This is a genomic window from Micromonospora sp. NPDC005299 (genome assembly GCF_042872345.1).
GTDB lineage: Bacteria > Actinomycetota > Actinomycetes > Mycobacteriales > Micromonosporaceae > Micromonospora.
This window is the reverse complement of sequence record NZ_JBIAKG010000001.1, coordinates 699,220-712,166: the sequence shown is the minus strand read 5'-3', so window position 1 is coordinate 712,166 and position 12,947 is coordinate 699,220. Positions and strand designations below refer to the sequence as shown.

Below are 12,947 nucleotides of genomic sequence, written 5' to 3'. Positions count from 1 at the left end.
CGGCCCGCCGGTTGATCCGACTTGCCGCCCGTGTGGTCCTTGGCACCTTGGGTCGGAATCTGCCCGGCCGTTCTCACGATGCGTGACCGCGTGACCATAGGGCAGCATGAAGCCGACGTCACGGGGCGGAGGTTCCACGCATGTCGCCACGGATCCATCTCCCGAGCGGCTGGGTGACCTTCGTCTTCACCGATATCGAGGGCTCCACGCGACTGGCCCAGCTGCTCGGTCCGGGCTACCGCCCGGTGCTGCGGGAACACCGTCGGTTGCTGCGCCACACGCTGGCCGGCACGGACGGGGCTGAGCTGCTGACCGAGGGGGACTCGTTCTTCCTCGCCTTCCCGCACGCGGGCGCGGCGGTGCACGCCTGCCTCAGCGCGCAACGCGCGCTGGCCGGCCACGACTGGCCCACCCCGGAGGCCGCGCCGCGGGTCCGGATGGGGCTGCACACCGGCTACGCCGAACCCCGCGACGGCGAGTACGCCAGCCCGGAGGTGCATCGGGCGGCCCGGGTGGCGGCCGCCGCCCACGGTGGACAGGTGCTCTGCTCGGCCGCGACCGTCCGGCACGCCGACCCGCTGCCCGACGGAGCGTCCCTGTTGGACCTCGGGCTGCACCGGCTGCGCGGCTTCGACGACCGGGAACGGTTGTTCCAGCTCGTCGCCCCGGGCCTGGAGCGGAGCTTCCCGCGGCCGCGTACCGCCGACGCGGTGGCGCACAACCTGCCCACCCAGGTCACCTCGTTCGTCGGCCGGCAGGCCGAGCGGGCCGAGCTGCGGCGGCTGGTCGACAAGTACCGGCTGGTGACCGTGCTGGGCGCGGGTGGGGCCGGCAAGACGCGGCTGGCCGTGGAGCTGGCCTCCGGAGTGGTTGAGGCGTACCCGGACGGGGTGTGGTTCGTCGACGTGGCGGCGGTGACCGACCCGGGGCTGGTCGCGTTCGAGATCGCCGCCGTGCTCGGGCTCCGCCCGGAACCCGGCCGCCCCATGGTGGACACCCTGGTCGAGTACGCGGCGGCCCGGCGGATGCTGGTCGTGCTGGACACCTGCGACGCCCAGCCGGCCGCCTCGGCCGAGGTGATCTCCCGGCTGCTGGCCGGTGGCCGGGGCGTGCGGGTGCTGGCCACCAGCCGTGAGTCGTTCGGCGTGCCCGGTGAGGTGGTGTGGCGGATCCCGCCGCTGTCCGTGGATCCCGGCCCGGACGGCGGGGCGAGCGACGCCGTGGCCCTGCTGCTGGACCGCACTACGGCGGCCCGGGGCGGCCGGGCGCCGGAGCCCGCCGAGCAGGCCGACCTGCGCCGGGTGGTCCGCCGGCTGGACGGGCTGCCGCTCGCCATCGAGCTGGCCGCCGCGCGGCTGCGGGTGCTCTCGGCCGGGCAGCTCGCGGAGCGCCTCGACGACATGCTGGGCACGCTGGACGCCGGGCGGGAGGAGCTGGACCTGCCCGTGGTGGAGGCCTGCTGGACCGGCAACCAGCAGGACACCGTCGACCTGGTGGCCGCCGCGACCGGGGCCGCTCCGGTCACCCCGGCCAGCCGGGCGGTGCAGCGCTCGGCGAACGAGCGGCACCTGACCATGCAGGCCACGGTCACCTGGTCGTACCGGACGTTGGGGGCGCGCTCGGCCCGGCTGCTGCGCTGGCTGGCCGTCTTCGCCGGTCCGGTGGACCTGCCGACGGTGCAGTGGCTGCTCGACGACGACCCGCTCGACCCGCTGTCGGTGCTGGTGGACAAGTCGATGGTGCTGGCCGAGCCGCGCGCCTCGGGCAGCACCTACCGGATGCTGGACCCGATCCGGGCGTACGCGGCCCGGCGACTGATCGAGGCCGGCGAGGAGCAGACCGCCCGGGACCGGCACGTCGCCTGGTCCCGGCACGCCCTGGAGCGCGCCCACCTGGGCCCGGACGGCCGCCCGGTCACCCTCTCCCTGTACGCGCTCGACCCGCTCGCCGGGGAGCTGCGGGCCGCGCTGCGCTGGTGCGCCACCGGTGGCAGCGCCCGGTCCGGGCTGCGGCTGGCCGGGGGGCTGGACCAGTGGTGGCGGGAGCGGGGGCTGGCCCGGGAGGGGCGGCTCTGGCTGTTCCGGCTGTACGGCCGGATCGCCGAGACCGGGGAGTCGATCCCGGAGGCCGAGCTGGCGCCGGCGTACCACATGCACTCGTTGCACGCCGGTGCGGACGGCGAGTTCGCCGAGGAGCTGCGCTACTCGCAGCGGGCCGAGGCGGCCGCCCGGCAGGCCGGCGACCTGGGGTTGCTCGCCCGGGTGCTGGCGGGCCGGGCCGCGCCGCTGGTCGACATGGGGCAGTTCGTCGAGGCGGAACGGGTGTGCCGGGAGGTCATCGACTGGGCGTACGCCCAGGACGTGGTCTCCGACGCGCTGCTCGCCGTCTACAACCTCGCCGAGCTGCTCTGGCGCCGGGGCGCGCTGGACGAGGCGGCCGAGGTGCTCGGCGCGGCCCGCCCGGTGGAGGCGTCCCGGCCGGTCGAGCGGGGCCGCCGCTCGGTGGACATGCTGCTCGGCCTGGTCGCGCTGGCCCGGGGTGACCTGGTCGCCGCGCACGAGCACCTGCTGGTGGCGCTCCGCTCCCGGATGAGCCACGGCTACCTGGGCCGGGCCTGCGACACGCTGAACGCGATCGCGGTGCGCTGCGCGCTGGGCGGCGAGCCGGTGACGGCGGCCCGGCTCTTCGGTGCGGCCCAGGCCACCCGGGCGAGCCTGCGTGCCATCCCGGGCATCCACGGCCCCTACTGGCTGGCCCGCCAGGTGGACCTGCGGCGCACCCTCGGTGACGCCGCGTTCGACGCCGCCTACGCCAGCGGGTCCGCCCTCCGCCTGGAGGAGGCCGCGGCCCTGGCCCTCGACCTGGAACACCCCGACCTGACGACCCCCGACTCCCCCCGCTTCACGGCCCCCGCGCCGCGCCGCTCCACCGCGAGCTGACCAGGAGGTTCGCGTCGTGATCCGGGCTTCCGGCGACGCGAACCTCGTGATCAACGAGCAGCAGGGGGTCAGTGCAGGGCGGCGTCCCGTTCGGCCTTCGCCTTCATGCGGGCGGCGCGGTCCAGGTCGGACTGTTGGACGGCGGCTACCGAGCCGAAGACGCTGACCGCCTGGTAGTAGGTCCAGGCCAGGCTGTAGCAGGCGGGCCGCACCACGGTGTTGTAGGTGGCGCAGACCCGCTTCAGGTCCGCGTAGAAGGCGCTGTCCAGCCGGGACTTGTTGGCGGGGAACACGCCCATCGCCTTGTGGTTGCGGTAGCCGAAGTCGTGCCGGTAGCAGGAGAGGCTGAAGGTGAAGCCGAGCGGGTTGTCCGGGCTGGACGAGCAGTAGTCGGTCGACCAGTCGAAGGCGTACTCGGTCCAGGGCGCCCTGTTCAGGCGGGCGGAGTTCCAGGCGTTGTAGCTGCTGGCGCTCGTCTGGGTCCAGGTGGAGAGCACGGCGAGCTTCTGCTCGCGGCTCACCGCGGCGGCGGCGGGGGTGGCCACGCCGATGGCGGTGAGCAGGGCGATCGTGCCGGCGGCGAGCAGGGTGGTGAGACGTCGGGACACGGATACCTCCCCGGGGATGTGGGGCCAGATGTCGACAATTTTCGATTAATGGCGGAGCCGGGGGCGATGCCCCGGGCGACGTGTTGGTGACATGCGTCGAAACAGACGAATGCCCTTGCGCCCGGGTGCCGCCGCCGTATACTCGTCTACGAGTAATCGGGCACGAGGAGGCGGCGGTGGCGAAGCGACGCCGGGTCGGGAACCTGCTGGCCCTCGCCGTGCTCGCGGCGCTGGTCGAGCGGCCCCGCCACCCCTACGAGATCGCGGCCGTGCTGCGCGCCCGCGGCAAGGACCAGGACATGCCGATCAAGTGGGGCTCGCTCTACACGGTGGTGGGGAACCTGGAGCGGCACGGCCTGCTGACGGCGGTGGAGAGCGGCCGGCAGGGGCGGCGCCCGGAGCGCACCGTCTACCGGATCACCGAGGCCGGCCGCGCGGAACTCGTCGACTGGACCCGGGAGTTGGTCGCCGTCCCGGAGCGGGAGCAGCCCCGGTTCGAGGCCGGCCTCTCGGTGCTCGGCGTCCTCGGGCCCGACGAGGCCCTTGAGCTGCTGCGGCAGCGCCTCGACCGGCTGGAGGGCCAGCTCGCCACGCAGCGGGCGACGCTGGCCGGGCACGCCCGCGAGGTGCCCCGGATCTTCCTCATCGAGGCCGAGTACGACCTCGCCGTCCGGGAGGCCGAGGCGACCTGGGTGCGCGGCCTGCTCGACGAGCTGACCACCGGCGCGCTGCCGGGGCTGGCCGAGTGGCGGGCCTGGCACGAGACCGGCGCGGTGCCGCCGGAGTGGGCGGACCTGGCGGAGAGGGGGACCGAGCCGTACTGACAGCGGGCCCCGGCGGGGTGCGGGAACACCACCACCGGGGCCCTGACCTACGAACCGAGACCGCGGGAACGGCAACCCGGCCGCAAGGTGGCAACCACAACGATAACCGGGCTCCCGTCCCCGGTCGGTTCGTGCCCGCACGAAACGAGACCGGAGGAAGAGATGAGTACGAAGGACCTGCGCGCGCCCAAGCGCAAGCTGCTGCCCGAGATGGAGGGGCGGACCGCCCGCTGGTATGCCCGGAACCGCGGCTCCGCCGCGCAGTTGGCCGAGTACCGGCGGCAGGCCGCCCGGCTGGCCGAGGGGCTGCCCGCCGGGGCGGCGGTGCTGGAGGTGGCGCCCGGCCCCGGCTACCTGGCGATCGAGCTGGCCCGGCTGGGGGCGTACCGGATCACCGGGCTGGACTTCAGCCGCACGTTCGTGGAGCTGGCCGGGGAGGCGGCCCGGCGGGCCGGCGTCGAGGTGACCTTCCGCCAGGGCGATGTGCACGAGCTGCCGTTCCCGGCGGACTGGTTCGACCTGGTGGTCTGCCAGGCCGCGTTCAAGAACTTCGTCCGCCCGGTGCGGGCGCTGGACGAACTGCACCGGGTGCTCCGGCCGGGTGGCCGGGCGGTGATCCACGACCTGCGCGCTGACGCCTCACCGGCGGACATCGAGCGGGAGGTGGCCCGGATGGGGCTGGGCGGGCTGGACGCCTTCTGGACCCGCTCGGCGCTGCGGATGCTGCGGCGGCGGGCGGTCACCGCCGACACCTTCGCCCGGCTCGCCGCGGAGAGCGCCTTCGGCGGCGCCGAGGTGGACCGGGACGGGCTGATCGGGCTGGAGGTGCGGCTGCGCAAGACCGCCTGAAGACGCCGGGACGCCCGGGGCGTGAGCCCCGGGCGTCCCTTGTCGCGACGGGTCAGCGCACGAAGCGCGGCGGGCTCGCCGGGCTCTCGTTCCAGACCCGGTCCAGGGCGGTCACGTAGTAGGTGTAGCGCGCACCGGACGCCGCCGTGGTGTCCACCCAGGACTGCACGTCGCCGTCCGCGCGGACGGTGGCGACCAGGTGGGACGCGTCGGCGAAGTCGCAGCGGCCGGCCAGGCCGGCGCCGTCGAACCGGTAGATCGCGTACGCGGTGGCCTTGCCGAAGGGGCCCTTGCCGTCGGCCGGCTGCCGCCAGCTCAGGCGCACCCCGTCGGCCCGCCGCTCGGCGCCGGTGACCACCGGGAAGAGCAGGGGCTTGGCCGGGAGCTGCGACATGGTCGGCACCAGCGCCGGCCGGGAGTAGTGCTCGGCGGCGTAGATGTCGGTGGCGCCGAGCCGGTTCGCCCGCACCTGGACGGCGGAGAAGTGCACGTTGCCGAGCACCTCCGGGTACGACCGGTTGAGCGTCAGGTGGTTCGACAGCTCCTGCGGGTTCATCCAGAACGAGCCGTACACCGGGTCACCGCTCTTGTAGTCGGCCTGTCCGATGTAGAGCTGGACGTTGGTGCCCCGCACGGTCTCCGCCCACCACGGCACGAGCCGGGCGTAGTCGGCGGCCGGGTACTGGCCGATGTACCAGTAGAGCTGCGGCACGATGTAGTCGATCCACTCCTCCTTGACCCACTTGCGGGTGTCGGCGGAGATGATGTCGTACGACTGCGAGCCGGTGGTGTCCGAGCCGTTCGGGTCAGCCGACTTGTTGCGCCAGATGCCGAACGGGCTGACGCCGAACTTCACCCAGGGCTTGACCGACTTGATCTTGGCGTTCATCTCCTGGATCAGCAGGTTGATGTTGTCCCGCCGCCAGTCGGCCTTGTCCGTGAAACCCCGGTTGTACTGCGCGAAGGTGGCGTCGTCCGGGTACTGGTACGTGCCGCTCGGGTACGGGTAGAAGTAGTCGTCGAAGTGCACGCCGTCGACGTCGTACCGCTTGACGGCGTCCAGCATCGCGGTCTGCACGAACTCGCGAACCTCGGGGATGCCGGGGTTGTAGTAGAGCCGGCTGCCGGCGACTCCGGCCGGCGGGTAGGCGAACACCCAGTCCGGGTGCTGCCGGGCCGGGCTGTTCGGCGCCAGCTTCGACAGGTCCGCGCCGGCGCCGCCCGGGGCCGGCATGGAGACCCGGTACGGGTTCATCCAGGCGTGGAACTCCAGGTTCCGCTTGTGCGACTCCTCGACGAGGAAGGCCAGCGGGTCCCAGCCCGGGTCCTTGCCGCGGACCCCGGTCAGGTACTCCGACCAGGGCTCGTAGGGCGAGGGCCAGAACGCGTCGGCGGTCGGGCGGACCTGGACCACGACGGCGTTGTGGTTGAGCTTCTGGGCCAGGTCGAGCCAGGCCAGGTATTCGGCCTTCTGCTTGGCGACCTGGTCCGGGGCGGTCCAGGAGCCCTTGCTGGGCCAGTCGATGTTCGTCACCGAGGCGATCCACATGGCCCGGAACTGCCGCTTCGGGACGGCCGGGTCGGTGACGCAGGTGGTCGCGGTGGAGTCGGTCGCCGTGTCGCTCTCCGCGGCGCTCGCGGGGGTGCCGGCGACGAGCGCGCCGAGCAGCGCCACGGCCAGCCCGGCGGCTCTGAGCCGAGTTGCCTTCATGTGGTGCGGTCCCTTCGTTGGGGCTCACGGGGGGAGGTGTCGGGTGGCGGCGGAGTCCGGCGCATCCGGCAAGATTCGCCGCACTGTATCTGTCCCCGGTAGAAAACTTTCATCTATCCGGATGCGGCGCAAGACCTGCGGACGGATCGATGCGCAGGTGGGGCCGAACGTCCGAGGGTGAACCGGGCCACAGCCCGAGTCGTGACCTTTCCGACACCTCCTGTATTGGATTAGCGGATGAAGGGCCTGGGTAGCTTGGCCGGTCACGGACCGCCACCGTGGTGGTCGCACGGTGGGAGGTGATCATGTCCGTCCTGCGGACGAAGCCGATCCGGGACGTGCTCGCCCAGGGTGAGGCCGACGGCGAGGACGGCCGGCCCGGGCTGCGTCGCCGCCTCGGCGCGATCGACCTGATGGGCTTCGGCATCGGCATCGTGATCGGCACCGGCATCTTCACGCTGACCGGTATCGAGGCGAAGAATCACGCCGGCCCCGGTGTGGTGATCTCGTTCGCGATCGCCGGCGTGGTCGCGCTGCTCGCCGCCCTCTGCTACGCGGAACTGGCGTCCAGCGTGCCGACCGCCGGCAGCGCCTACACCTACGCGTACGCGACGATGGGGGAGATCGTCGCCTGGATCATCGGCTGGGACCTGCTGCTGGAGTTCGCGCTCGGCTCGGCGGTGGTGGCCCGCGGCTGGTCCGGCTACCTCGCCGAACTCCTCAACCTGCCCAGCGCCTGGTTCGCCGAGGAGGGCAGCGTCGTCAACCTCGGCGCGATCGCCATCGTGCTGATCCTCGGCGTCGTCGGCATCGTCGGCATCCGGGAGTCCGCCCGGGTGACCAACCTGCTGGTCCTGGTCAAGGTCGCCATCTGCGTGTTCATCGTGGTCGCCGGGCTGTTCTTCGTGAAGGCCGCCAACCTCAGCCCGTTCATCCCGTCGACCGAGCCGGCCGGCACGGGCGAGGACGGCATCCGGCAGCCGGTCACCCAGGCCGTCTTCGGGCTGGAGCCGTCGATCTTCGGCTTCGCCGGGGTGCTCACCGCCGCCGCGGTGGTGTTCTTCGCGTACACCGGTTTCGAGGCCGTGGCGAACCTCGGCGAGGAGACCCGCAAGCCCCGCCGCGACCTGCCGCTGGGTCTGCTCGGCACGCTGGGCATCTCCACCGTGCTGTACATCGGCGTCTCGCTGGTGCTGGTCGGCATGGTGCGGTACACCGACATCGACGAGGGCGCCCCGATCGCCTCCGCCTTCGAGGCGGTCGGCGCCGGCTGGGCCGCCATCCTGGTCTCCATCGCCGCCGTCGCCGGCCTGACCAGCGTGATCCTGGTCGACCTGGTGGCCATGGGCCGGATCGGCTTCGCCATCGGCCGGGACGGGCTGATCCCGCCGGCCATCGCCAAGGTCCACCCGCGCTGGGGCACCCCGTACCGGATCTCGGCGATCATGACGGTCGGCGTGGCCCTGCTCGCCGGCTTCCTGCCCCTCTCCGCGCTGGCCGACTTGGTCAGCATCGGCGCGCTCTGCGCGTTCGTGCTGGTCTCCATCGCGGTGCCGATCCTGCGTCGGCGGCGCCCCGATCTGGAGCGGCCGTTCAAGGTGCCGTTCTCGCCGGTGCTGCCGATCGTGTCCGCGCTGGCCTGCCTCTACCTGATGTTGAACCTGTCGGTGGAGACCTGGCTCCGGTTCCTCGCCTGGATGCTGCTCGGCGGGCTCATCTACTTCGGCTACGGCCACCGGAAGAACCGCCTGGCCCGCCGCGAGCAGCAGCGGGCGAACCCGGAGCCGGCCGTGACGAGCTGACCGACCGCCGAACGCGGACATCGCGGTATCCCGGCACCGGGGATACCGCGATGTCGCGTCTCGGGCTCAGGGGCGGGGCTGAGGCTCCGCCGTCGGACCCTTGACCACGGGTCGGCCGTCGGTCCAGACGACCTCGTCGAGCCAGACCTGGCGGCCCGGGTCGGTGCTGCCCTCCTGGCCGGGCGGCCAGGCGTGGTACAGCAGCCAGGTGCGGCCGTCCTTGGAGACCATCGACGCGTGCCCCGGGCCGGAGGCGACCGCGTTCGACGTCAGGATCGGGTTCTCGGCGGCCTTCACGCACGGCCCGGTGGGGCTCTCGCAGACCGCGTAGCCCTCGGCGTAGGTGTCCCGGTCGTAGGCGTTGGCGGCGAAGAAGAGCAGCAGCTTCCCGTCGTGCCGGTGGAAGAACGGCCCCTCGATCAGGGTGCCCTCCCACGGCTCGGTCTGCTTGAGCAGCTTCGTCGGCGTGCCGACCAGCCGCAGCCCGTCCGGCGAGAGGCGCTGCGACCAGAGCCAGGTGTCCACCCCGATGGCGTTGCCGTCGTTCTTCCAGAGCAGCCAGAGGCTCCCGTCCGTGTCCCGGTACGGGCTGGCGTCGATCGAGCCGCCCAGCTCCGCCTGGCAGACCAGCGGCCCCTCCGCGTCGTCCCGGTACGGCCCGAGCGGGGTGGCTGCCACCGCCCGGCCGAGGCACTGCCGGCCGGACGCCCGGTCGGCCACCGTGTAGTAGAGGGCGAACCGGTCCGGGGCGAGCTGGATGACCTCCGGCGCCCAGGTCTTCCCGGCGTCGGCCCAGGCCGGCAGGTCCGGCAGGGCGTCACCGGCCTCGGTCCACTCGACCAGGTCCGGCGAGGTGAGCACCGGGACCTTCCGCCCGCCCGAGTTGGTGTGGAACAGGTACCAGGTGTCGCCGACCCGGATCGCCTGCGGATCGGGGGCGTCGGTCCTGATGACCGGGTTGGTGTACACGCGTGCGCCCTCCGGCGTACTCGACGGGGTTTCTCCGCTGCCGCAACCGGCGACGAGCAGCGCGGCGGTCAACACCGCCGCGCCGCGTCGCCGTGTCCGCCGGTCGGTCATCCCTTCAGACCGCTGCGCGACACGCCCTGGATGATGTGCCGCTGGGCGAGCACGAAGAGGATCATCACCGGCACGCTGGCCAGCACCGCCCCCGCCATGATCACCGGGTAGTCGGTCACGTAGGCGCCCTGGAGCAGCCCCAGGCCGGCCGGCAGGGTCAGCCGCTCCGGGCTGAACAGCACGTAGACCGGCCACAGGAAGTCGTTCCAGTTGGTCAGGAACGACAACACCGCCAGGGTGGCCAACGCCGGCTTCGACAGCGGCAGCAGCACCTGGGAGAAGACCTGCCAGTGGTTCGCCCCGTCCAGCACCGCCGCCTCCTCCAGCTCCGCCGGGATGGAGAGGAAGAACTGGCGCAGGAAGAAGACCCCGAACGCGCTCGCCGCGCCCGGCACGACGATCACCGTCAGGGTGTCGATCCAGCCCAGCCGATCGGCGATCACGAAGTTCGGGATGATCAACGAGGTGGGCGGCAGGAACAGCGTCCCGACGATCAGCGCGAAGCTCACCTTCCGGCCCCGGAACCGCAGCCGGGCCAGGGCGTACGCGGCCATCGACGCGGTGACCAGCACCAGCAGCGTGTGCAGGCTGGCCGCGAGCATGCTGTTGAGGAACCAGCGCAGCACCGGGTTGGCGGTGTTGTGGAGGATCTGGTCGAAGCCGTACGTGGAGAACGGGTGCGGCAGCCAGCTCGGCGGATCCTGCTGCGCGTCCTCGTACGTCTTCAGGGAGGTGAGGGCCATCCAGACCAGCGGGGTCACGAACACCGCGGTGATCAGGAGCAGCGCGCCGTAGCGCGCCACCCGACGCACGTTCGTCATGGTCGTCCCCTCAGTCTTCCCGGTACCGGAACAGCCGGAAGTTGACGATGCTGACCACCGCCAGCAGCAGCGCGAAGAGCACGCTCATCGCGGACGCCTGGCCGACGTCGTAGTTGCGCAGCCCTTCGTCGACGATCCGCCAGACCACGGTCCGGGTCTGCTCGCCCGGCGCCCCCTGGGTGATCAGGAAGGACTGCCCGAAGACGTTCGCCGAGGCGAGGATCGTCGTGGTGAGCACGAAGAGCAGCACCGGGCGCAGCCCGGGGAGGGTGACGTGGCGGAACCGGTCCCAGGCGGTCGCGCCGTCGACCCGCGCCGCCTCGTACAGCTCGGCCGGGATGTCCTGGAGCCCGGCCAGGTAGATCACCGCGTTGAAGCCGCAGGTCCACCAGACCGTCACACCGACCAGGGAGACCCAGGCCCACGGCACGTCGGTCACCCAGGGCGTGTCCGCGGGCAGCCCGACCGCGCCGAGCAGCCGGTTGACCAGGCCGAGGTTCGCGTCCAGCAGGAAGCGCCAGAGCAGGCCGATCACCGCGACGCCGAGCACGTACGGGGCGAAGAAGGCGGCCCGGAAGAACGTCCGCCCGGGGAACTTCTCGTTCAGCAGCAGGGCCAGGCCCAGCGGGACGACCACCAGCAGCGGCACCGACAGCACGGTGAAGATCGCGGTCGCCCGCACGCTGGACCACCAGTCCGCGTAGTCGGCCGAGTCGCTGGAGAACAGGTCCCGGTAGTTCTCCAGCCCGATGAACGGCCGGTTCGGCAGCTGGAGGTCCCACTGGTGGAGGCTGATCCAGATCCCGAACAGGATCGGCGCCAGCCCGAAGACCAGGAAGAGAACCAGGTACGGCGCGAGGAAGAGGTAGGGCGTCGCCCGGTGCCCCCGTTCCGTCGCGCCCCGACGGCGGTTGCGGCCCGCCGGGGGCGGCGCGTCATCACGCGCCGCCCCGACCTCGATCACGTCCGCCACGGCGGATCAGCTCCCGTACTTCTTGCGGTTGTCCTCGAGCTGCTTGTTCGCCTTGGCCACCCCGTCGTCCAGGGCCTGCTTCGGCGACTTCTTGCTGAGCGCCGCCTCGTTGAAGGAGTTGTAGAAGGTGGTCATGACCTCACCGAGGCCCGGCGAGGCCGGCGGGAAGGCCGCGTACTCCAGCTCCGGGGCGAGCGCGCTGATCTCCGGCAGGGCCTTGAACTCGGCGCCCTCCCGGACCTCCTTGCGGGCCGGGATCTGGCCACCCTTGGCCCAGTCGAGCGAGTGCTGGCTGAGCCAGTTGATGAAGACCTTCGCGCCGGAGACCTTGTTGTTGTCGGCGCTGCGCTGCTTGACGATCGTGAAGTTGTGCGAGTTCGCCCAGGTGGCCTTCTGGCTGCCGATCTGCGGCAGCGGAGCGACACCCCACTGCACCTGGGGGCTCTTCTTCAGGTCGTTGATCTGCCAGATGCCGTTGAAGTTGAAGGCGTTCTTGCCGCTCTTGAGCGCCAGGTAGTCGGCGTCCTGGCCGACGTTGGCGGGGGAGAAGCCCTGCTTGATCATGTCGACCAGCCAGGTGCACGCCTCGACGGCCGGGTCCGAGTTGAAGGTCGCCTTCGTCACCTCGGCGTCGAAGAGCGTCCCACCCCACTGGTGCAGCAGGCTGTAGAAGGTCATGCCGCCGGTGAACTGGAACGGGCTGACCCAGAAGCCCTGCACGCCGGACTTCTTCAGCTCGGTCAGCGCCGCCGTGTACTCGTCCTTGGTCGCCGGCGGCTTGTTCGGGTCGAGGCCGGCCTTCTGCATGACGGCCTTGTTGTAGTAGAAGCCCATCGGGTGCATGTCCAGCGGGATGCCGTACCGCTTGTCGTGGTAGATGCCGCCCTTCCACACCGTCGGGGCGAAGTCGCCCTCGCTCAGCTCCAGGGTCTTGGCCACGTCGTCCAGCTCGGTGATCACGCCGCGGGCCGCGAAGGTGGCGAGCTGGTCCATGTGCATGACCGCGATGTCCGGGCCGTTGCCGCTGGTCACCGCGCCGGGCAGCTTGCTGTAGTAGTCCTGCCACTCGTAGGTGATGACGCTCACGGCGATGTTCTGGTGTTCGCTGTTGAACTGCTCGACCAGCTTCTTGAAGATGTCGCCGTCACCGCCGGTGAAGCCGTTCCAGAGCTTCAGGTCGACCTTCGGGCCGGTGTAGTCCTTGCCGCCGTTGCCGGCCGCGGTGGAGCCCTTGGTGCTGCTGCCGCCGCCGCAGCCGGCCAGCGTCAGCGTCGCCGCCGCGCCGAGCCCGACACCGAGGCCGAGCAGCCGGCGCCGGCTCATCTCGTTCTGGATCATGC

At 71.8% G+C, this 12,947-nt stretch carries 10 protein-coding genes; 4 read left to right on the top strand and 6 right to left on the bottom strand.

The features are described 5' to 3' along the window. Positions 1-140: 140 nt before the first annotated feature. The gene (locus ACFYPD_RS03450) at positions 141-2,939 is read left to right on the top strand and encodes an ATP-binding protein (protein ID WP_387108279.1); all 2,799 of its coding nucleotides are present in this window, start codon (positions 141-143) and stop codon (positions 2,937-2,939) included. Between the two features lie 68 nt (positions 2,940-3,007). On the opposite strand, the gene ACFYPD_RS03445 is transcribed toward ACFYPD_RS03450, so the two are convergent. Further along, complete coding sequence (locus ACFYPD_RS03445; RefSeq protein WP_387108276.1) at positions 3,008-3,547, bottom strand: phospholipase; 540 nt, start codon at positions 3,545-3,547, stop codon at positions 3,008-3,010. 176 nt (positions 3,548-3,723) lie between these two features. Between ACFYPD_RS03445 and ACFYPD_RS03440 the strand changes: the two genes are divergently transcribed. Both ACFYPD_RS03440 and ACFYPD_RS03435 read left to right on the top strand, forming a co-directional pair. Further along, the gene (locus tag ACFYPD_RS03440; protein ID WP_387108273.1) at positions 3,724-4,371 is read left to right on the top strand and encodes a PadR family transcriptional regulator; all 648 of its coding nucleotides are present in this window, start codon (positions 3,724-3,726) and stop codon (positions 4,369-4,371) included. 162 nt (positions 4,372-4,533) lie between these two features. Next, positions 4,534-5,220: a class I SAM-dependent methyltransferase gene (locus ACFYPD_RS03435; protein ID WP_387108270.1), complete on the top strand. Its 687-nt coding sequence runs from the start codon at positions 4,534-4,536 to the stop codon at positions 5,218-5,220. 52 nt (positions 5,221-5,272) lie between these two features. Here ACFYPD_RS03435 and ACFYPD_RS03430 read toward each other — a convergent pair whose 3' ends face one another. After that, positions 5,273-6,931, bottom strand: coding sequence for a glycoside hydrolase family 10 protein (locus tag ACFYPD_RS03430; protein WP_387108267.1), 1,659 nt, complete (start codon positions 6,929-6,931; stop codon positions 5,273-5,275). 305 nt (positions 6,932-7,236) lie between these two features. On the opposite strand from ACFYPD_RS03430, the gene ACFYPD_RS03425 reads away from it, so the two are divergent. After that, on the top strand, positions 7,237-8,733 hold the full coding sequence (locus ACFYPD_RS03425; RefSeq protein ID WP_387108264.1) for an amino acid permease: 1,497 nt from the start codon (positions 7,237-7,239) through the stop codon (positions 8,731-8,733). A gap of 66 nt (positions 8,734-8,799) precedes the next feature. Here the strand turns inward: ACFYPD_RS03425 and ACFYPD_RS03420 are convergent, their stop codons facing one another. From ACFYPD_RS03420 to ACFYPD_RS03405, 4 genes are all read right to left on the bottom strand, one after another. Next, entirely contained in the window at positions 8,800-9,702 is a 903-nt protein-coding gene (locus ACFYPD_RS03420; RefSeq protein WP_387108262.1) for a glycoside hydrolase family 43 protein, read from the bottom strand. Positions 9,703-9,809: 107 nt separating this feature from the next. Continuing rightward, complete coding sequence (locus ACFYPD_RS03415; protein WP_387108259.1) at positions 9,810-10,634, bottom strand: carbohydrate ABC transporter permease; 825 nt, start codon at positions 10,632-10,634, stop codon at positions 9,810-9,812. Between the two features lie 10 nt (positions 10,635-10,644). Then, entirely contained in the window at positions 10,645-11,607 is a 963-nt protein-coding gene (locus ACFYPD_RS03410) for a carbohydrate ABC transporter permease (RefSeq protein ID WP_387108256.1), read from the bottom strand. 6 nt (positions 11,608-11,613) lie between these two features. Continuing rightward, positions 11,614-12,945, bottom strand: coding sequence for an ABC transporter substrate-binding protein (locus ACFYPD_RS03405; protein ID WP_387108253.1), 1,332 nt, complete (start codon positions 12,943-12,945; stop codon positions 11,614-11,616). Positions 12,946-12,947: the final 2 nt, after the last annotated feature.